General features: G+C 46.3%; 18 protein-coding genes. 10 read left to right on the plus strand and 8 right to left on the minus strand.

Annotated elements, in window-relative coordinates; translation table 11 throughout:
- Window positions 1–672: 672 nt before the first annotated feature.
- Entirely contained in the window at window positions 673–1,464 is a 792-nt protein-coding gene (locus AAHF22_RS08010; RefSeq protein ID WP_347324471.1) for a class I SAM-dependent methyltransferase, read from the minus strand.
- 537 nt (window positions 1,465–2,001) lie between these two features.
- Here AAHF22_RS08010 and AAHF22_RS08015 point away from each other — a divergent pair.
- The 3 genes from AAHF22_RS08015 to AAHF22_RS08025 all read left to right on the plus strand — a co-directional run bounded on the left by AAHF22_RS08015 (window position 2,002) and on the right by AAHF22_RS08025 (window position 5,452).
- Window positions 2,002–2,439: a hypothetical protein gene (locus AAHF22_RS08015; RefSeq protein ID WP_347324472.1), complete on the plus strand. Its 438-nt coding sequence runs from the start codon at window positions 2,002–2,004 to the stop codon at window positions 2,437–2,439.
- Between the two features lie 100 nt (window positions 2,440–2,539).
- Complete coding sequence (locus AAHF22_RS08020; protein ID WP_347324473.1) at window positions 2,540–4,153, plus strand: glycoside hydrolase family 43 protein; 1,614 nt, start codon at window positions 2,540–2,542, stop codon at window positions 4,151–4,153.
- 180 nt (window positions 4,154–4,333) lie between these two features.
- Window positions 4,334–5,452, plus strand: coding sequence for a YkgJ family cysteine cluster protein (locus AAHF22_RS08025; RefSeq protein ID WP_347324474.1), 1,119 nt, complete (start codon window positions 4,334–4,336; stop codon window positions 5,450–5,452).
- A 60-nt stretch (window positions 5,453–5,512) separates the two neighbouring features.
- Here AAHF22_RS08025 and AAHF22_RS08030 read toward each other — a convergent pair whose 3' ends face one another.
- Window positions 5,513–5,959, minus strand: coding sequence for an Lrp/AsnC family transcriptional regulator (locus AAHF22_RS08030; RefSeq protein ID WP_347324475.1), 447 nt, complete (start codon window positions 5,957–5,959; stop codon window positions 5,513–5,515).
- A gap of 342 nt (window positions 5,960–6,301) precedes the next feature.
- On the opposite strand from AAHF22_RS08030, the gene AAHF22_RS08035 reads away from it, so the two are divergent.
- Both AAHF22_RS08035 and AAHF22_RS08040 read left to right on the plus strand, forming a co-directional pair.
- Entirely contained in the window at window positions 6,302–6,955 is a 654-nt protein-coding gene (locus AAHF22_RS08035) for a YitT family protein (RefSeq protein ID WP_347324476.1), read from the plus strand.
- Between the two features lie 145 nt (window positions 6,956–7,100).
- Window positions 7,101–7,895 (plus strand): sulfite exporter TauE/SafE family protein, encoded by a 795-nt coding sequence (locus AAHF22_RS08040; protein WP_347324477.1) that lies wholly within the window; start codon window positions 7,101–7,103, stop codon window positions 7,893–7,895.
- Window positions 7,896–8,181: 286 nt separating this feature from the next.
- Here AAHF22_RS08040 and AAHF22_RS08045 read toward each other — a convergent pair whose 3' ends face one another.
- Window positions 8,182–9,768, minus strand: a complete 1,587-nt coding sequence (locus AAHF22_RS08045) for a histidine kinase N-terminal 7TM domain-containing diguanylate cyclase (RefSeq protein ID WP_347324478.1) — start codon at window positions 9,766–9,768, stop codon at window positions 8,182–8,184.
- A 199-nt stretch (window positions 9,769–9,967) separates the two neighbouring features.
- Between AAHF22_RS08045 and AAHF22_RS08050 the strand changes: the two genes are divergently transcribed.
- Both AAHF22_RS08050 and AAHF22_RS08055 read left to right on the plus strand, forming a co-directional pair.
- Window positions 9,968–10,375: an Lrp/AsnC family transcriptional regulator gene (locus AAHF22_RS08050; protein WP_347324479.1), complete on the plus strand. Its 408-nt coding sequence runs from the start codon at window positions 9,968–9,970 to the stop codon at window positions 10,373–10,375.
- 516 nt (window positions 10,376–10,891) lie between these two features.
- The gene (locus AAHF22_RS08055) at window positions 10,892–11,650 is read left to right on the plus strand and encodes an MBL fold metallo-hydrolase (protein WP_347324480.1); all 759 of its coding nucleotides are present in this window, start codon (window positions 10,892–10,894) and stop codon (window positions 11,648–11,650) included.
- 627 nt (window positions 11,651–12,277) lie between these two features.
- On the opposite strand, the gene AAHF22_RS08060 is transcribed toward AAHF22_RS08055, so the two are convergent.
- Complete coding sequence (locus AAHF22_RS08060) at window positions 12,278–12,919, minus strand: NAD(P)H-dependent oxidoreductase (RefSeq protein ID WP_347324481.1); 642 nt, start codon at window positions 12,917–12,919, stop codon at window positions 12,278–12,280.
- A 119-nt stretch (window positions 12,920–13,038) separates the two neighbouring features.
- Between AAHF22_RS08060 and AAHF22_RS08065 the strand changes: the two genes are divergently transcribed.
- Entirely contained in the window at window positions 13,039–13,467 is a 429-nt protein-coding gene (locus AAHF22_RS08065; RefSeq protein WP_347324482.1) for a MarR family winged helix-turn-helix transcriptional regulator, read from the plus strand.
- 206 nt (window positions 13,468–13,673) lie between these two features.
- On the opposite strand, the gene AAHF22_RS08070 is transcribed toward AAHF22_RS08065, so the two are convergent.
- Complete coding sequence (locus tag AAHF22_RS08070; RefSeq protein WP_347324483.1) at window positions 13,674–14,708, minus strand: SDR family oxidoreductase; 1,035 nt, start codon at window positions 14,706–14,708, stop codon at window positions 13,674–13,676.
- A gap of 337 nt (window positions 14,709–15,045) precedes the next feature.
- Between AAHF22_RS08070 and AAHF22_RS08075 the strand changes: the two genes are divergently transcribed.
- Window positions 15,046–16,236 (plus strand): hypothetical protein, encoded by a 1,191-nt coding sequence (locus AAHF22_RS08075; protein WP_347324484.1) that lies wholly within the window; start codon window positions 15,046–15,048, stop codon window positions 16,234–16,236.
- Window positions 16,237–16,323: 87 nt separating this feature from the next.
- Here AAHF22_RS08075 and AAHF22_RS08080 read toward each other — a convergent pair whose 3' ends face one another.
- Together AAHF22_RS08080 and AAHF22_RS08085 are read right to left on the minus strand one after the other, a co-directional pair.
- Window positions 16,324–17,193 (minus strand): Abi family protein, encoded by an 870-nt coding sequence (locus AAHF22_RS08080; RefSeq protein WP_347324485.1) that lies wholly within the window; start codon window positions 17,191–17,193, stop codon window positions 16,324–16,326.
- A 235-nt stretch (window positions 17,194–17,428) separates the two neighbouring features.
- On the minus strand, window positions 17,429–18,487 hold the full coding sequence (locus tag AAHF22_RS08085; protein ID WP_347324486.1) for an LLM class flavin-dependent oxidoreductase: 1,059 nt from the start codon (window positions 18,485–18,487) through the stop codon (window positions 17,429–17,431).
- Window positions 18,488–18,972: 485 nt separating this feature from the next.
- Here AAHF22_RS08085 and AAHF22_RS08090 point away from each other — a divergent pair, with 485 nt between their 5' ends.
- Window positions 18,973–19,305, plus strand: a complete 333-nt coding sequence (locus tag AAHF22_RS08090) for a hypothetical protein (protein ID WP_347324487.1) — start codon at window positions 18,973–18,975, stop codon at window positions 19,303–19,305.
- Between the two features lie 11 nt (window positions 19,306–19,316).
- On the opposite strand, the gene AAHF22_RS08095 is transcribed toward AAHF22_RS08090, so the two are convergent.
- Window positions 19,317–19,664 carry a zinc ribbon domain-containing protein YjdM gene (locus tag AAHF22_RS08095; RefSeq protein WP_347324488.1) on the minus strand — a complete coding sequence of 116 codons (348 nt, stop codon included), beginning with the start codon at window positions 19,662–19,664 and terminating at the stop codon, window positions 19,317–19,319.
- Between the last annotated feature and the right edge of the window lie 140 nt (window positions 19,665–19,804).

Genomic DNA, 19,804 nt, shown 5'->3' on the forward strand with positions numbered 1-19,804 from the left:
GATCTCGTTTTCCAAAGCTGGGGTTGAACTGAACAGTAGGAGTATATAGTGATTTTCAGTCAGTGGCGTATGCAGTTCCAGCAGCGTTTGAACTCAACGGTATGAATATATAGTGATGTGGTTTTGCTAAAGGAAAAGCACGAACACCACTCCGATCCGCTTTTGCAGGCATTGTTTTGCAAAAACGGGTAGGAGCGTGTTCGTGCTTTTTAGTTTTTAGATTTGAGTTTTGAGGTTTGGATTGAAGTTTAGGAGTTAGGTTTGAGAGTTAGATTGAGATTTGGAAGTAGATTGAGTTTTAGGAGTGGATCGAGTTTTGAACATTTGGAATGAAGCTTAAGGTTGAGTTTTATTTTTTTCTTTTAAAGCTGATCTCAACACAGCCCTAAGACAATCCACGTTTAACTCCCCTTGAACTGCTCATTCATTATGTTTGATCAATCATGGATACACATACAAAATTCGTATAGGAAAGCGGCTGGTCGATCCGCTGACTGGGAATCGATGTAACGGATGAGTATAGATATAGTATGTGCTGCTCCCCTTTACTCCTATTCGTTCGTTCATTCGTTTATTCGTGCATTCGTTCGTTCATTAGCTTATGGATGCGCGCTTTTGCTCATTGATCCAGCGTCTACTACCGCCACATTTTAGAACAGACGGACAGTTCGATTAACGTGCCTTCTCCGCTACGATCGTGAACGTTTTCGGAATGCCTTTATCAAACACTTCGGATGACTGGTTAGGCAGCTCTTCCAGCGTTTTGATGATCAAGCCCGTATTCGCGATGGACGTTACAATTTCACCGAGCGTCCAATTGCGCAGGTAGACCTTTTGCTTTTCTTCCTGTACCTGGCCGGATTCTGCATATTTGGAATACGATACTTCCTTCTCTACCAGTGATGTATCGAAGTAATCGCCGTCCACTTTATGCTTACGGATTTTCGCTGTCGTACCGCGTGAGGAGATCAGCTTGGTTGAGATCGGGTGAAAGTCCTGTAGCACCAGTCTACCGCCGGGCTGTAATAGTCTGGCTACAACTGCCCATAGCGGATGCAGATCGGTAAAATAATGCAAAATACCGAACTCCATAAAGGCGATATCGTAGTGCCCATTCAGCGTCTGTGGTAGCTCCAGCACATCCGAAACGATGTACTGCAAAGGCACATCCGCCGCAGCCGCCAGCTCCAGTGCGTATTGCTCATTTTCCGGCGAGAAATCAGCTACGGTTAGCTCGGCACCGAGCAGGGCAAGTGCAACGGCTTTGTTGCCGTTCGAACCCATCAGATTAATGATACGTTTTCCTTTTATATCGTCGCCCATATGATGCAGAGCGCCGCTGACACGTTTGCGCGGATCGGCTGTAATTTTGGCAGCTGCTTCCTGCGGCGTACCGAATCGATTAAGCCAGGATTGATAGGTGCTGCCATTCCAGGCAGATTTATTTTGATCAGATGATTGCATATTGAATGAGCCTCCATTGTGCTTTTAAAATCAGACGGTTGGGTAGGTTGAATTGAGTATATGTGGCTAGGTGTGCTTCTACAATTTCATACGATGAATTGGTTTGTAATCCGTTAATCCATTCATACAGGATTCGTACTGAATTTGTAATAGATTCTCACTGGATTCATAATAGATTGATTATGATTTCGCTCCTATGATGCCAAAGTTTCGTCCATTCATTGTACCATAATCCGGTTTGCACATTGCGCTCTTCCATAAATTGTGTTACCTTCAAGAAAAGTTAGTTTAACCATTATACAAAGTTTTCTGCTGGGCTTTTTGTTTGGAGTTGGTGTGCTGAACGGATCGGATTGCGGTCACGTGTATTCGCACTCACGTGTGCTGGTTAGTCCATTTTCACACGAGCATCTTGTTGTACAGGAGCGTACTGTTTTGTTTGAGCGTACTATTTTGTATGAGCGTCCTGTTCTTTACTTGATCATCGTTGTTGTACAACAATAGCGGATACTTTACATATCAGGCGTTCATTATTCCATGGAACGAGCAGCTATGGCTCTCTGGACAAACAGTTATCACTCTCTGGACAAACAGCTATCGCTTTCTGGACAAACAGCTATCGCTCTCTGGACAAACAGCTATCGCTCTCTGGACAAACAGCTATCGCTCTCTGGACAAACAGCTATCGCTCTCTGGACAAACAGCTATCGCTCTCTGGACAAACAGCTATCGCTCTCTGGACAAACAGCTATCGCTCTCTGGACAAACAGTTATCACTCTCTGGACAAACAGTTATCGCTCTCTGGACAAACAGCTATCACTCTCTGGACAAACAGCTATCACTCTCTGGACAAACAGCTATCACTCTCTGGACAAACAGCTATCGCTCTCTGGACAAACAGCTATCGCTCTCTGACAGACAGCTCTACAACAGAACGGTTGACACTGACAGTAGTGCACACAATGAATTTGTAAGCGCTTTACAAAAAAATTACACACCAAAGATGATATCGTTTCGCACGCTATTACTCTGTTCTGGCTATCGTATTTCAATTTAACCCCAATGGAGGTAAACATGATGGCAATCCAAAATCCTGTATTACGCGGCTTTAACCCTGACCCGAGCATCTGTCGCGCTGGGGAAGACTATTATATTGCTACATCTACATTTGAATGGTTCCCTGGTGTGCAGCTGCATCATTCCCGTGATCTGGTCAACTGGCATCTGGTGCATCGTCCACTGAATCGTCTGTCCCAGCTTGATATGAAAGGCAATCCGAACTCCGGCGGGATCTGGGCACCGGACTTGAGCTACCATGACGGCAAATTCTGGCTTGTGTACACCGATGTGAAAGTCGTTAATGGCATCTGGAAAGACTGTCTCAACTATCTGGTGACGTGCGATACGATCGATGGGGAATGGTCTGAGCCGATTTTGCTGAACGGTGTAGGTTTTGATGCATCGCTGTTCCATGATGAAGATGGACGTAAATATTTGCTTAATATGTACTGGGATCATCGGATGTATCATCATCCATTTTACGGCATTTCGCTACAGGAGTATGATCATGAGCAGCAGCAATTGATCGGCGAGCCACAGATCATTTATAAAGGCACCGATCTGCGTTATACCGAAGGCCCACATCTGTATCGTGTAAACGACTACTATTATCTGTTCGTGGCAGAAGGCGGCACAACTTACCAGCATGCCGAGACGGTGGCACGCTCGCGTGAGCTGTTCGGGCTGTATGAGACACAGCCGGATTATCCAATGCTAAGCGCATGGCAGGACCCACGTCATCCATTGCAAAAATGCGGTCATGCGTCCCTGCTGCATACCCATACAGGCGAATGGTATCTGGCGCATCTGACCGGACGCCCATTGCCTAACGATACATTACCGATTTTGGACAATCGCGGCTATTGCCCGCTCGGACGTGAAACAGCTCTGCAACAGATTGAATGGGTCGATGGCTGGCCGATGGTCGTTGGTGGTAAGCAAGGCCAGGTCGAAGTGCCTGCACCACAAATGGAACCGGTCGTGTGGGAGCAAGACTATCCAGAACATGATGACTTTGACAGCACCGAATTGAATAAGCATTTTCAAACGCTGCGTATTCCACTCACTACAGATATCGCCTGTCTGGAAAGTCGTCCGGGCTATCTGCGATTGTATGGACGCGAATCGCTCAGTTCGCTGTTCACGCAGGCATATGTGGCACGTCGCTGGCAGGCATTTTCATTTGATGCCGCCACAGCGATCGACTTCCGGCCGGAGACGTTCCAGCAGGGCGCCGGACTGACCTGTTATTACAACACCGAGAACTGGTCAACACTGCAAATCACCTGGCATGAAAAATACGGACGCGTGCTCGATCTGCTCATCTGTGATAACGGACAGTTCAGCCAGCCATTCGGACGTAAACCGATTCCGATGCCAGAAGAAACAGAGCTGGTGCATATTAAAGTGGAAGTGCGTGTACAGCAATATCAGTACAGCTACTCGTTTGACGGACAGCACTGGCATACCGTTCCGGTCGAATTTGAATGTTACAAGCTGTCGGATGATTATGTGCAGGGCGGTGGCTTTTTCACCGGTGCCTTTGTGGGCATGAACTGTATCGATATGGGTGGCAGACGCCGTCCGGCGGACTTTGATTATTTTATGTATAAAGAGCTGGAAGGTTAAGTGTAGCGATCGGTTGCGGTATAATGGAAGGACAAGCTTCGTTCTTGCTCTGCCTCGTTTGAGATGATGTTGAACGGTGGAGCGTCCGAATCGGCTGCTGACAGGGAAAGTTATGCTTTCCTTTGCATGTATAAATATGTATAAATACAGCAGCGACGGAGCGGAAAGGACAGGATTTCCATGCCAGATCGCAATCAGAAAAAACATAATCGGCACAATCGAGATACAGGAATCGATCAGCCGCAGCATCGTCATCATGTACAGGATGGTCAGCAGGCGCAGGATCAACGTCCACTGCAAGACAAAGGTTCACTGCAAAATAATAGTTCATGGCAAGATAACCGTTCACTACAGCACTATGATGAATTACGAGATCACAGCGAATTACGAGATCGCAGTGAATTACAAAATCGCACGCAACTACAAGAGGCTGTGCAACTTCACAATTCCAAGTCTATTGATCCTGATCCTTCTCATCCATCGGCATTCCGTCTGTCGCCAGATTACCCCTGCTTTTGCGGCAGCGGACGTCCTTTAAAACATTGTCATTCTCGCTCCGCAGCGGATAGTCGCGCCATGCATATGACGGCGCTGTATGAGCAGGTCGATGCGGTCATCGAGGAATATCACGCACATAGCAGCAAGCATCCGCCATGTGCAGCAGGTTGTAGTAGCTGCTGTTCGGACTATTTTCCAGTCTCACAGGTGGAGTTTGAACTGCTGCTCACGTATATGGAGCACAGCTGGAGCAAGGCAGATATCGATGCTGCTTTCCAGCAAGCCGAGCGCAATTTGGAGCGATTCCAGCATGATAATGAGCCGATGTACGAAGCGCTGGTGAACCGGACAAGCCGTAAGCAAGAGCTGGATTCGATTCGGCGTCATGCTGGACGTAACAGCTTCGCCTGTCCGCTGCTTGATCCGGAAAAAGGCATCTGTCGTGTGTATCCGGTACGCCCGTTTATTTGCCGTACTCATGGTAGTTCGCATACGTTTTATGGCACATGGCGCGAACGATTCAGTTCGGAACGGGTATGTGAGCATATTCCAAGTAGCCGTGCCCATCGCCGCATTACGCCTAATATTGCGGATTACTGGTCGCCCTATGAACAGCTTGCCGATGTGTATGTCGGCCCGCAACGTCAACCGCTGCGGCAATATCCGATCTTTTACTGGCTCGTACTGTATAAACGTCATGGCGGCGGCTCAAGTACAACGATTGGCAATCGTGATAACTTTGACCTGTCGCTTGAACAGCATAATGCCAGTATGGCTGCATATGGAACAGACCGCTCTTAATATAGAGACGGTCTGTTTTTTTATCATGCTTATCCATCGGTTACTCCCTGTATCGCCAAATTAGTCCTCCACATCTACGGGCAACACATGTCTGCGCTGTACCGGCGATGTGAGTACAACTGATGTGTTCACATAGCTATATACCATCAGCCGATCTACCAGCTGACGTAAGCCCTCCATGCCATCCACTGCCGCCTTTATGATGTAGCCAATCTCTCCCGTCACCCGATGACATTCGATCACATCTTGCTCCAATGCAATCATCTTCTCCCACTCGCCTGCCGATACTTTTAAATCGCTAATCTGAATCATTAGTAAAATACTGCGCCCCACTGCTGCTGGTGATACAACAGCCGTAAACCCCTCAATAATGCCTTTTTCCTGCAAACGATGCAGCCGTTCCGTCACGCTTGGACGACTGAGTGTAAGCTGTTTGGACAGTTCACTAATCGTCATTCGCGCATCCTGCTGGAGCAAGCCCAGCATTTTAACATCGATCCGATCCATATCGATTCCTCCTTTTATGTATTTGGGCTTTATGGGTACTGAAATCGCGCTGTATGTTCACATCGATTATTGTATATTTCTATTTTGCATAGATACCAAAATATTATTATTCGTTTTGCATATAAAGGGATCGGATAAGCTCTCTTTTTACATATGAATTGGTTTTTTGGCATTATATCATGTTAATAAGCAAAATCGATACAGCAAAATGTATAAACATTCATTTCGTGTTGTCGTGATTAGCGCCGTAACGAGCGCGGTCACGATCGGTACGATTATGGGTGGGCTGTTTCTGTATCATGATCATTTTGTTCATCCCGTGACAAGAAAGGACTATTACATATGAATACATGCGCTCCAAAACGTTTGCTCGCGATTGTGGCAGGCTGTGTGCTTGTGAGCCTCGGCTTGCTATTATTGCGTCACGCGCAAGTCGTTACTGATGGAACAGCAGGGTTGGCGTTAAGTTTGAGTTATTTGCTACAACTGCCGTTTGCACTGTTGTTTTTCATGATTAATATTCCGTTTTATGTATTTTCGTTTGTGCGGATGGGGTGGAGCTTTACACTGTCTACGATCCTAGCTGTCTGTCTCGTTTCACTGGTCAGTTCACTTGGCGTATGGCTACCGCTGTTCGAGATGCCAGCGATCATTGGTACGATGTTGGGCAGTGTGTTATGCGGCTTCGGGCTTTCGGTGCTGTTCATGAATCGGGCTTCGCTGGGCGGTGTGAACATTGTCGCGCTCTTCCTTCAACAGCGACTGGGCTGGAATCCGGGGATTGTGAATTTTGTATTTGATTCACTGGTTGTCTGTATTGGATTCTACTCGGTTGGCTGGTATGAAGCGATGCTGTCTGCATTGTCTGTCGTGATCGTATCCGGCATGATTAGTTATTTCAAACAGCGGATTGCCAGAGGGAATCCGCGTGCAGCTGCTCCGCGTCAGGAACGCATACCAGTAACAAAACAGACAGCCGAAGCGGTATCGGGCTAACGAACAAATATACATGAGGTAGATATAGATGATGTGCCTAAGCATATGCTTAGGTATCGTCCGTTCCACATACAGAGCAGCTTTCCATGCTATACTGCTTAGATACAATATCCAATCTGATCTAGCAGGAAAGGACTCTGATCGTATGCTTGAAGCTTTACTTCTGCTCGCTGTCGGTATGCTAGCCTCCATTTGCGGAGCGGTAGCCGGACTCGGTGGTGGTTTTATTATTGTGCCCGTGCTCGCCTTTCTATATACCATTCCGGTAGCGAGCATCTCCGGTACGTCGATGGCGGTGCTGTTTGTGAGCGCCATTTCCAGTACGATTGCCTATGCACGTCAGCGCCGGATCGATTATCGGAGTGGACTGGCGTTTTCAGTTGCGATGATCCCTGGCTCGATTTTGGGTGCGCTGACGACAACGGTCGTCGGCAGTCGCACCTTTTTTATCGCGCTTGGTGTGTTTCTAATGATGATGGCGGTGTTGATCAATTTCAAACCGACCTCCAGCCGTGGCGGATGGCTGCGTCCGAATACGAGTCATCGCCTGGTTGACCAGAGCGGACAGGTACATGAATATTCGTTTAATATGTGGTTTGGCTGTGTGGTGGCATTGTTCGTCGGCTTCCTGTCGAGTCTGTTCGGGATTGGCGGCGGCTCGGTGATGGTGCCGACGATGATTCTGTTTCTCGCCTTCCCACCACATATTGCGACCGCGACATCGATGTTTTCAATTTTGCTGTCGTCATTAGTCGGCACGATTTCGCATGTGAGTCTGGGGCATGTGATGTGGGATAAGTTCGTCTGGCTCGCGATCGGTGCGCTCGTTGGTGGACAGATCGGTGCTCGGATTGCGTCGAAGATTCCGGCGAAGGCGGTCGTGCGCGTGCTGGCGGTGTGTTTGTTTGCCGTGGCGGTACGGATGTTGTTTAAGGGGTAAAGTAAAAAAGCAGCTGTTGCTATTATGCAACAGCTGCTTTTTTACTTACCAACACGTTCAAATTAACTGTAGTTGTATAGATCAATATCAATCTCACCCTCAATATCGTACAAAAATCGGATGATTTCTTTTTCAAAATACATGGCAGGCTTGGTATCCTCTTCTACTATAACAACAACATTAAATTGCGAGATCGCCTGTATTCCACTACCATATATTATCATTCTTCCTGCATATCGGGTGATCAGCTAGCTTCTTGCTCAGAGCCTTCGTAATTCCCAATCCTTCACTGCGCATCAACAGCCCGCACTATACCGTCCAGCTCCCCATACACCTGCACACGATTTCGTCCGGAACGCTTGGACGCATACAGCGCCTGATCTGCTTGCCGAATGAGCAATGGAATCGATATTTCTTGCTCATCTGGCGCTACATACACAGAAGTTACGCCAAAGCTCGACGTAATACATAACCGCTCGCTCTCTACTGAAATTTCGCCGTCTGCAATATGCCCGCGTAATTTCTCTGCCAGCTCACAAGCTGCATCCACATCACTACCTGGCATACAGAGCATGAACTCATCGCCGCCGTAACGTCCTGCCAGCATGTAGTCATCTGTATATTCGTGTACCGTATCCGCCAGATACAGCAGCGCCATATCACCAGCTTCATGCCCAAACGTATCGTTCACCTGTTTGAATTCGTCGATATCAAACATGATCATGGACAGATGTCCACCTCTACGCGCAATCCGCTCTAGCTCTTGATTGGCCCGATGCATAAACGCTGTTTTGTTAAACAGACGAGTCAGACCGTCCGTATCTGCCAGATATTGCAGCTGATCTTGCAAATTCGCTTGCTCGGTCATGTCCGATACGTGAATGATGCGCCCGACCTGTGCATTATTTTTACTTAATACCGGCGAAAAGCGTATTCGGTAGCAGTAGCGTACATTTTCATACCAGCCCACATATTCGCAGTCTTGCCCTACTTCCACCAGTTCGTATAGCTCTGGTCGATTATGCAAAATATCCGTCATCGCGCGACCGACCAGATTCATTGTCACACCAAGCATAAGCTCCTTCATCGCGCGATTGTAGTCGACGACCACGTCATTTTCATTAATGACCATGACACCATCCGCCATACTCTCAAATACGATGTCCCGCGCGATCGGCGCCACATCGAACATCTGATAACGAAATAGCGCGATGCTGTGAAAGATGAACGATACACTAATAAATACCGGCCCTAGATCAATCCCATACATACTCTGTCCGCTTACATAAAAGAGACTGGCAATTACAGGCGTAAGCAGCCCTGCGACCATCGTGAAAATTTGCAATCGAAAACGAAGCTGCACCTGACGCGCCTGATTCAGCAACAGCACTACACCGAGCGCCAGACAGAAATATAAATAGAATGAATGCACATAAAAATACGGTCCATGCTCAATCCGTGATACTGGAAATGGCGTATCCGTGCTCAAGTGGAGCGATGTATAATACAGATGATGCAGCTCATTCGTATGCTGCATCACGACAGTCGATAACGGAATAGCAAACAGCACCACATACATCCAGCGTTTTGGTCTGTATCCAATATAAGCACAGCACATGAGTAACGTACATGCAGGGATAAAAGGGAGAAAAACATATTCAGCACGCAACCAGAACCAGGTTGATTTGAGCGTTGTGCTTAACAGTTCAAATAAATACGAAAAGCCGAACATGGATGCGAGAAAGGTAGCCACGCAATAATACACGCCACCCGGTGCAGCATGTAGCCGAAATAATGCATAGAACGACATCCCCAAGCTCAGCAGACCGCCCAGCATAATGATCAGGGCGTAGTTTAATAACTCTTGCTCCATTCCTCACCTGCTCCATCTATTGTAGATCGGTATATTGTTTAGCGTGGCACTCACCATATGATGGGTTCTATATATTATATCGGAGTAAGTAAGGAGCACGAACAGCGATTTTTGTCGAATAATTAAGATATTTTCTATCCTTATGGATTCATTTCTATCTATTATTGCATTTACACCTATCGAAAGGACAATACAACCTATGGATCATATCGATCAGCACATTATCGAGCATCTCCAACATAACGGCCGCATCACCATGAAAGAACTGGGCGAAAAAGTACATCTGACCGGACAGGCAACCGCTACACGCGTTGCTCGTCTGGAAGAACAGGGCATCATCGAAGGCTACACCATCCGTACCGATCCCGCCCGACTCGGCTATCCTGTACACGTCTTTTTAACGATCATCACCCAGAGCCTGCACCACCAGCCCTACCTGTCTTTTATCGACAGCAGGCCTCAATACGTCGTCGCCAATTACAAAATCAGCGGCAAAGGCTGCTACCTGCTTGAATGCCGCTTCCCTTCTAACACCGAGCTGGATCGTTTCCTGGTGGAACTCAACCAGTACGTAAACTACCAATTGTCCATCGTCGTCAGTAAGTAGCTAGAGCACTTAGAGCACTTAGAGCACTTAGAGCACTTAGAGCACTTAGAGCACTTAGAGCACTCAGAGCACTCAGAGCACTCAAGGCACTCAAGACACTTCAAAACTGCCTCCCCCCTCCAGCATATGCATCAACTCCTCTACACCGCCGCATATCCTGCGCCTGCAAGCATCACCCAGCCCCTCTGCGCACGGAACGCAAGACCAGGAATAATGCCAAAAGACCGACCTTTAAGCCGGAATACGCCCTCTTTTCCCCCACTTCAGGTATTCCGGCTTAACCGGAGGTCGCTGGCATGTTCCCGGTCTGGAGTGATTGCCGCAAGCAAGCCCACACTATGTATACCGCCAGCCACGATATGCCCCCACCATATATGAGTTGATGCACAACCTCCAACTCTTTCATTGTTCAAGTCAAACCTACCAAAGACTTGATCGATCCTATTCCCCTAACCGTGACATCTTCGATACAATACATTCATAAACAAGTTACGAATAGTAAAGGAGCTGCTCATATTGAATATACAATTGATTCGCAATGCAACACTGGTTATAGACTATGCTGGGACACGATTTTTAATAGATCCATTTCTGGCTGAAAAGGGCACCTATCCCCCGTTTGCAGGCTCCCTCCGTCAGGATCAAAATAATCCACTCGTCGACCTGCCTGTTGATGTGCAGCAATTGGCACAGGTGGATGCGGTAATCGTGACTCATTTGCATCTGGATCATTACGATGCGCGCGCTGCTGAAGTGTTAGCTCACGATATCCCGATGTTTGTGCAAAATGAAACCGATGCGGAAAAGGTACGTCAGGATGGCTTCCAGAATGTTACTGTACTAACGGAAAATACCGCTTTTGAAGGCATCTCCCTCAGCAAAACAGCCGGTGAGCATGGCCGAGGTGATATTTTGCAAAGACTGGGGCAGGTATGTGGCGTTGTATTCCAACATCCTGATGAAGCGACACTTTATGTAGCTGGAGATACCGTATGGTACGATGGTGTGCAAAAAGCGCTGGATACGTACAAGCCGCAGGTTATTGTGGTAAATGGCGGAGATAATCAGTTTCTACAAGGCGGTTCACTGGTGATGGGCAAAGAGGACATTTACGAAGTGTTTCAAGCCGCACCGCAAGCGACAATACTATCGGTGCATATGGAGGCGGTCAATCATTGGACCTTATCGCGTGACGAGCTACGTGCGTATATTGAGGAAAAAGGAATGCATGGACATGTGCTTGTGCCAGAAGATGGCGAGAGTTATGAACTGTAAGCCAGCAATTGGCTGGGAACACAAGACATAAACGATAATACAGGCTAAATCAGAAGAGTGTATCTACCCATCGCTTGAACGTCATGAATGCGAAGTTGCAACGGATGCCTGTTCTATAAGTTATTGATATCAGTACACCATAAAAATAAATAGGTAGCGCGATCAATGTATTAGAGTGCGTATGCAAACTCGTATACTTACCTGTAAGCATTATTTCACTTCCAGAAAGAAATAAGGGAAAAGGACGATCTCTAGTGTGTTTCTAGTGTGAGTGAATTTCTAACACAGGATTCAATAGAGAGCTATTGGGGCGAAATTAATTTATGTTATCTCCTCCTAGCACAGGAATCTACCATGACCTCCTACTCCGTAGATTGCTGTGCTAGACTGGAATCCGCCCCTTTATTCCTTCTTGTATGATTCTCGCTTAACCGCTACGGATCTGCTCATGATAAAGCGGCTATGCCTTGCGGATGCAAAGGTGTAGCCGCTTTGTTTTGCTTACAAATAGTGTGGTTTTCATAGGACTGCCTATTACCGGGCTACGCTAAAGCTACTTTCAATACAGCAACTATACGTACAACCGCCTTGTTTAGCCGATGCGCCTGTTCATATGGCGCGCCAATGCTAACTTTCCCAACCTTTTGCCGTTTGAACCTGTTCACGCTTTCCATGCTCAGGCTTCATATCGCGAAAATAGCGATAGATCCGCTCCAGCTTCTGCTGTTGTTTGCCATTCTTCTTTTCCATACTGCCAAATTCCCAGAACTTCACTTTTCGAATGCCAATATAGCTAAACAATGTGCGCCGCATTAGAATACGATGCGCATTACCGAGCCAGTATTGTAAATAACCTGGTGGCCCTTTCATTGTCGAAATACACACCACCGATTTGCCTTTGAGCAGTCCTTCGGGCAACAGGTCTTCGGCTTTCCGATGCTTGTATGCAAAACCAGATGCCATCATCCGATCGAAAAAGCCGAGTAGCATAGCCGGTGGTCTGCCCCACCAGATCGGATAAATGAATACCAATTGATCTGCCCAGCGCACCAGCTCCCGATAATGATCCAGCTCCGGGTCCAGATGCATATCCCGCCTACGCTTCTGCTCATTGAATACAAGCGCCGGATCAAATTCATCCCTGTATAGATCAATTGTTTTCATTTGTGTAGTGGCTCCATGCGTTGCGATGCCGCGCTGTACTTGCTCCAGCATGGCATGACATAGACTGTTATGATTCGGATGCGTATACACGATTAATATGTTCATTGTCGTCCACCTTTAATTATCATTTGATAACTAAAATAGTAATCCAATACTATTTAGTTGTCAAATGATAATTGTTTTACGATAACTAGTTTGTTATTTTAAGAGAAAGAGGTGAGTATATGCAGGATTCTGCGCTGTTTCAACAATTGATTCAATTTGTCACATCTGTCCATCAGGCAACCGCCGATATGACAGGCGATATTCAACATGATGCGATTACGCCTGTTCAATATAAAATTTTGGAGTATCTCGCAGTTAGCCCACCGCAAACGCCTAGCTCCATTAGCGTCTGTATGCATATGTCACTGCCCAATACGAGCCGCGAGCTGCGTAAATTAAGCGAAAAAGGACTATGCGAGAAAATGTCCGATCCATCGGACGGCAGAAAGCAGGTAATCCATCTGACGACTGAAGGTCAACAGCTGATGGAAAATATATTCAGCCAGATCGAAGTGCGTTTCCGCGAACGTACCCGAAACCTATCGAGTGAGGAATTGGAGCAGGTTGGACAGGCGCTACAGCTTTTGCAGAACCATGTGTTTTTTTGAGGGGATCGAATAAAAAAGTTTTCTCCTTCAAAATATACAAATGATGCTCGAATCGAAGCAACAATTTGGATAACCAAAAGCCGCATTCCTCCTACACGAATGCGGCTTCTCTATTTATCTACCCATCTTACTCTATACATCTATTGATCTGTCCATCTACCCTATATCCTTTAAAACAAAACAATCACACAGCAACTTCCACCCTATCACTCTACCGTTCCCATATCCGCTTGCAGCGATGCTTTCGCCTGCTCCAGCGCCGCAATCACACGGTCACACCACGCATCAAACTCCGCATCCTCCTGCTGTAGCTCTGGATGAGCCAGCACATGTTGCACGACTCGCTTGATCCCCTGATCGACACGAATCTTAGCCGTAAAGCCCGGCACAAGGCGTTTTAGCTTGCTATTGTCAAACACAACCGTATTCGCTTTGTCACCTAGCAGACTACCGCGATAATCCTCGCTGCTGCAAGCATCCAGAAACGATGACGCGACATGCACCGCATTCAGCTTCACGCCTAGTGCGTCAGCAATCACCTCATGAATCTGGTTCCACGTGACCGATTCATCGGAAGTGATATGTACCGATTCGCCAATCGCATGCACATTGCCCATCAGCCCGATGAATCCGCGTGCAAAATCGTCGCTATGCGTCAGCGTCCAGAGCGATGTGCCATCTCCGTGGATAAGGATCGGCTTATGTTGCTGCATTCGGCGTGCGACCTGCCAGCTTCCTTTTGCGCCATGCACACCAAGCGGCAGCGAACGATCGCTATACGTATGGCTTGGACGCACGATCGTGATCGGGAAGCCTTGTTCGCGATATTGCTTCATAAGATAGTCCTCACAGGCAATTTTGTTACGTGAATATTCCCAGTACGGATTGGCAAGCGGTGTCCCTTCGGTAATCCGGTAATCAGACAGCGGTGTCTGGTAGGCGGATGCCGAGCTAATGAATATAAACTGCTTCGTCCGTCCGGCAAATAGTCGGTAATCCCGTTCCAGTTGCTCCGGCACGAAGGCAATAAAGTCCGCTACCACATCAAACTCCAGCTCTTCGATCAGGCTGGCGACTTTTTGCTCATCTGCAATATCTGCTTGTAATACATGCGCTCCTTCCGGTAAGCCTTCATTACGGTTACCCCGATTGAGCAAATATAATTCATGTCCTTGCTCCAGCAATTGCCTGGAGATGGCTTCACTAATCGTTCCTGTGCCTCCGATAAACAATGCTTTCATTGTTGCACCTCCATGAAATGAACTACATAATCTCATCCAAACTTTGCTGCCAAGCTTATCGTTCAATTCACCGTTGTAAATGTAAGCTTGTGTGTGTTTCCTCTTTACCATATCACGCTCAAGCAAGCAGTTACAAATGATTGCTCTATGCAAAAATCCCGAAACCGCGCTTGTTGTGAGTATCACGTATCCTAACTGCTTCCTCCACGCGCGCCTGATGCGGCTTATCCGCATACGCTCCAAAATAATTATTAATCTGGTAATATTTGTGGTTCAAACGTATATTTATTCGTTATTAATCCTGTATGAACTTATCCCCCAATAAGGAGCGACATGAATGAAAAACAAATTCCGTACACCTGCTCTCCTGCTTGTCTGTTTGTCTCTCATCTTTAGCTTTGGTATCGCTTCCAATGCTTCAGCAGCTACAGCTAAAACGACCAAAACGCTCGCTGCCGATCTGCGTGCCACTTCTGCGAAAGTGTTCGGTGAACATAGCTACCTGATCATGCTGGCGATGCAAAAGCAGCTCAAGCAAGCACCGGATACACAACAAGCGATGACTGCACTGAATGCTAATACGAACAGTATCGCTTCTCTGCTCACAGGTACATATACCGATGCAGCGGCGGCTCAATTTAAATCACAGTGGAACACACATAACCAGCGCTTTATCGAGTATGCTGTCGCGATTCGTGACAAAGACACGAATAACCAGAAAGGCGCACTTGCTGGCATCAAATCCACCAGTAACATGATGGTGACGATCCTCAAACAGCAAAACCCCTACATCAACGAGCAGAAGCTGCGAAACGAATTAAACGCACATAACAATAGCCTCGTTCGTTCTTTTGATGCCTATGCGAAAGGACAATATGCTACTACTTACTCGGAAGTGCATTCCGCTTATGTACGTGCAGGCACCGTTGGCGCTGTGATTGCAACAGCAACGGCTGAGCGCTATCCAACTCGTTTCAAACGCTCGACTACACAAACCGATGCCGCGTATTTCCGTCAAAAAACAGGTGAAGCACTCGGAGAGCATGCGATTCTGTCCATTCTCGTCATGCAAAAAGGTACTGATAACGCACCCGATCTGGCTGCGGCAAAATCAGCACTGAACCGCAATACCGATGCCTTAACAGCTACGCACAAAATGATTTTTGGTAGTGCCGCAGGTCAGACATTCAACACACTCTGGAACCGCCACATTATGGACTACCAGATGTATCTGGAAGGCACAATGACAGGCGATAACGCTAAACGTCAGGCAGCGAAAGACGATCTGGGTAAATTCGTTGCCGATCTGACTGCATTCCAAACAGGCCGTCTACCGTCGCTGAACAAAACAGCAACCTATCAGGCAAATGCAATGCATGGTGCGCATGTGATTACCGCACTCGATGCTTATCGTGCAGGCGATTATGCCAAATCATACGAAGCATTGCGTACTGGCTATAATCATATGTGGAAAACAGCCAATACGCTGTCTGAAGCGATTGTGAAACGGTATCCGGCGAAGTTCTAAGGCAGTATGCGAACAACTATAATGATCGATAAAGCTATAAGAAAAGGCTACCGAATCTCATCGGTAGCCTTTTCTTATAGCTTGCTTTTATTTTGAGATCAATAGTTGTTTCCAATCTGGCGGAAAACCCATCCATGTAAGATCAATTTCTTTATATCTCGATATCAAATCTACCAGTCTAATAACCCAATTAGTCCAAAAATCTTGATCTGTGATTAAATATTTAGAATTATAAATTATGCCATATACTAGATTTTTGGCGAGGGTAGCTTTTTCATTACGAGTATATTTGATAGATGTAGGAATTTTATAATTAAATAGTCTACTATAATGTGCACATCTATTTCGTATAATTGTTAGTACTTCTAACCAGTTTTCAATGTCTCTATAGTCAACATTCGCATAGTATGTACGAGCGATCCTTTTACGATCTTCCAGCTTCATATTTTTATAAAGTTTAGATACGATACCGAAAGTCATGACTTCACTTACAACCCAAATTGGATACTGAGCGTTATAGTTTTCTCGATAATGAGTAATGACAGGCTCTCTATAGGAATGTTCAATGCAACGATCTATTTCTTGTATAAACTTCAAGTGCCAAGCTTGCTTATAAAAGTTATTGCTGTTTCGATATCCTGTACTTCCATATTTCAAAGCAATGTCGTTTGAAATTTGAGTTCGAAATGAAATCTCTATGTACTCGATAATCTCCATCAAGGCATTTCTAAACTTAGCATCAAACTGATATAACTCATATACTTTATTAAAAGTAATTCCGGAGGAAAATATGTTATTTTGTTTAAATGGTAATGTATAGGCTGTAAATCTATAATAATTCACTTTACGAAGTAGGTTCAGAGCTGCAATTTCGTTTTCTACAATAAGTTTTTTATCGATTAAAATATCTAATTGTTCACGAACAGTAGTGGGTCTTTTTAAGATTCGTTCATTCATCGTAAAAAACCACCTTTATAAAAAAAATGTCTCACCCTGTTCCACTTGCCATAGGCAACGTGCGGGTGAGATCTCTTACCTATATTATAAGCTCCTGTGAAGCAAAAAACAATTGGCTTATCTCATAAGTTCATTTTTATTACATCCATTTTATAGCTTTCTCGTCCATTACGATTCATAGCAAAAGGCAGTCTCTATGAAATGAGACTGCCTTTTTGTGTAGATTTCATTCAGCTTACTTCCCGTTCTCCTGCTCCCAGCGTGCCACTTCCTCACGCACGATCGGTGCGACCTCTTTACCGAGCAGTTCAATCGCACGCATCACATCATCATGGTTGGACATTGTGCCTACCGGTGTGTGCAGCATGAAGCGAGTAATGCCGACTTCTTTGCGCAGATGGATAATCTTCTTCGCTACCGTTTCCACATCTCCTACATACAGCGCGCCCTCGAAGCTGCGTGCAGCGTCAAAGCTAGCGCGTGTATACGGTCCCCAGCCACGTTCACGTCCAAGCGCATTCATGACAGCCTGCGTAGATGGAAAAAATTTATCTGCGGCGCTCTCGCTTGTATCTGCGATAAAGCCGTGTGAGTGCGAAGCGACCGACAGCTTGGAAGCATCGTGTCCGGCATGGGCAGCGGCTTTGTAGTATAGCTCCACCAGCGGTGCAAACTGAGTTGGACGACCACCGATAATCGCCAGTACGAGCGGCAAACCGAGCAAGCCTGCGCGTACAACTGATTCGGTATTGCCGCCACTGCCGATCCATACCGGCAGCGGATCTTGCACCGGACGTGGGTAGATGCCGCGGTTATCGATCGCCGGGCGGTGACCGCCGCGCCACGTTACTTTTTCGGATTGCTGAATTTGCAGTAGCAGCTCCAGCTTTTCATCGAATAATGCATCATAATCGTCCAGATTATAGCCGAACAGTGGAAATGACTCGATAAAAGAACCACGCCCTGCCATAATTTCGGCACGTCCGTTCGAGATCGCATCTACGGTTGCAAATTCCTGAAACACACGCACCGGATCAGCCGATGACAGCACCGTTACCGCGCTCGTTAAACGAATACGCTCAGTTCGTGCAGCTGCGGCTGCCAGAATTACCGCTGGGGCAGACGCTGCATAATCAGCACGATGATGCTCACCTACACCAAAAATGTCCAATCCGACCTCATCCGCCAGCACGATCTCGTCTACAACCTGACGAATACGCTCGGCGTGACTGATCGTTACCCCTGTCTCCGTATCCGGCGTTGTCTCTACAAATGTACTAATTCCTATTTCCATGTTCGTTAACCTCCTAGTAGTGGTTGTATCGGTTTATGGTAGCTTTTGGCTGTGCATGCTAGTTATATCTGTTAGCTCTGTCGATTGATTGTATCTATTGGCTGTGTATGCTAGTTGTATCTATTAGCTGTATCCTGTTATTTCACTTCGTATATAACATTCATCCAAACGTTTATCGATACGCATAATTGCGATGTATATGTGCATATCCACCAAATATCTTTATTTCAAAATATCAGATATCTTTATTTAAAACTATTTTGAAAGGCAATGCAAGTGTTTCGGCTAATTCCGTCTGTAAAACATAGGGTCGTGGCTGTGTGCCATGACAAATAGCCCGCTGCGCTCGGTGAGCATACAGCAGGCTATCCAGATCAGATGATGGTGATAGTCATATCGCTATCATCCTTAAACATACGATGATAGCGATATACTTATCCCACGTACACATGTAATGTGACGATCATTCATCAACAGGTATACCTATGTTTATGACGATTCGTTCATTAGCACGTATACATACGTTTATGGCGATTCGTTCATCAGCATGTATACATACGTTTATGGCGATTCGTTCATCAGCATGTATACATGCGTTTATGACTATTCGTTCATCAGCACGTATACATGCGTTTATAGCGATTCGTTCATCAGCACGTATACATGCGTTTATAGCGATTCGTTCATCAGCACGCATACATACGTTTATGACCATTCGTTCATCAGCACGTACACATGCGTTTATGACTATTCGTTCATCAGCATGTATACATGCGTTTATAGCGATTTGTTCATCCACACGTACATATGCGTTCTAATCACGTTCCAGTCAGGCTTTTTTAACAAATTCGGACTTCAGCTTCATTGCACCAAAACCATCGATTTTGCAATCGATATTGTGGTCGCCTTCTTCGATCAGGCGAATACTTTTCACACGGGTACCGATTTTCAGGACAGATGAGCTTCCTTTCACTTTAAGATCTTTGATGACCGTCACACTGTCGCCATCCTGTAGGACGTTACCGTTGGCATCGCGTACAACAAATGCCTCTTCCGTTCCACCTGTTTCGCTACCTGGCGTCCATTCGTATGCGCATTCTGGACAGACGAGCAGTCCGCTACCGTCCTCGTAGGTGTACGCGGAGTTGCATTCCGGGCAGTTTGGCAATTCGTTCATGGTTCACTTCTCCATTCATGAGTTAGGTGCGCCTATTTTCCCACATCCTTCACCATCTGGCAATGTCGGATATTTCCATTCAAATTGCAAATATTTTCGGAAAAGTAACAAGTTTTCCCTTAAATGCTCGTTAATCTGTT

Origin of the sequence: Paenibacillus wenxiniae (assembly GCF_039822605.1) — a bacterium.
Lineage (GTDB): Bacteria > Bacillota > Bacilli > Paenibacillales > Paenibacillaceae > Saccharibacillus > Saccharibacillus wenxiniae.

What these genes read in the sequence shown, in the direction of transcription:
- AAHF22_RS08010 (WP_347324471.1), bottom strand. Translation starts at nt 1,464, where the DNA reads ATGCAATCATCTGATCAAAATAAATCTGCCTGGAATGGCAGCACCTAT.
- AAHF22_RS08015 (WP_347324472.1), top strand. Translation starts at nt 2,002, where the DNA reads ATGGAACGAGCAGCTATGGCTCTCTGGACAAACAGTTATCACTCTCTG.
- AAHF22_RS08020 (WP_347324473.1), top strand. Translation starts at nt 2,540, where the DNA reads ATGATGGCAATCCAAAATCCTGTATTACGCGGCTTTAACCCTGACCCG.
- AAHF22_RS08025 (WP_347324474.1), top strand. Translation starts at nt 4,334, where the DNA reads ATGCCAGATCGCAATCAGAAAAAACATAATCGGCACAATCGAGATACA.
- AAHF22_RS08030 (WP_347324475.1), bottom strand. Translation starts at nt 5,959, where the DNA reads ATGGATCGGATCGATGTTAAAATGCTGGGCTTGCTCCAGCAGGATGCG.
- AAHF22_RS08035 (WP_347324476.1), top strand. Translation starts at nt 6,302, where the DNA reads ATGAATACATGCGCTCCAAAACGTTTGCTCGCGATTGTGGCAGGCTGT.
- AAHF22_RS08040 (WP_347324477.1), top strand. Translation starts at nt 7,101, where the DNA reads ATGCTTGAAGCTTTACTTCTGCTCGCTGTCGGTATGCTAGCCTCCATT.
- AAHF22_RS08045 (WP_347324478.1), bottom strand. Translation starts at nt 9,768, where the DNA reads ATGGAGCAAGAGTTATTAAACTACGCCCTGATCATTATGCTGGGCGGT.
- AAHF22_RS08050 (WP_347324479.1), top strand. Translation starts at nt 9,968, where the DNA reads ATGGATCATATCGATCAGCACATTATCGAGCATCTCCAACATAACGGC.
- AAHF22_RS08060 (WP_347324481.1), bottom strand. Translation starts at nt 12,919, where the DNA reads ATGAACATATTAATCGTGTATACGCATCCGAATCATAACAGTCTATGT.
- AAHF22_RS08065 (WP_347324482.1), top strand. Translation starts at nt 13,039, where the DNA reads ATGCAGGATTCTGCGCTGTTTCAACAATTGATTCAATTTGTCACATCT.
- AAHF22_RS08070 (WP_347324483.1), bottom strand. Translation starts at nt 14,708, where the DNA reads ATGAAAGCATTGTTTATCGGAGGCACAGGAACGATTAGTGAAGCCATC.
- AAHF22_RS08075 (WP_347324484.1), top strand. Translation starts at nt 15,046, where the DNA reads ATGAAAAACAAATTCCGTACACCTGCTCTCCTGCTTGTCTGTTTGTCT.
- AAHF22_RS08080 (WP_347324485.1), bottom strand. Translation starts at nt 17,193, where the DNA reads ATGAATGAACGAATCTTAAAAAGACCCACTACTGTTCGTGAACAATTA.
- AAHF22_RS08085 (WP_347324486.1), bottom strand. Translation starts at nt 18,487, where the DNA reads ATGGAAATAGGAATTAGTACATTTGTAGAGACAACGCCGGATACGGAG.
- AAHF22_RS08090 (WP_347324487.1), top strand. Translation starts at nt 18,973, where the DNA reads ATGTTTATGACGATTCGTTCATTAGCACGTATACATACGTTTATGGCG.
- AAHF22_RS08095 (WP_347324488.1), bottom strand. Translation starts at nt 19,664, where the DNA reads ATGAACGAATTGCCAAACTGCCCGGAATGCAACTCCGCGTACACCTAC.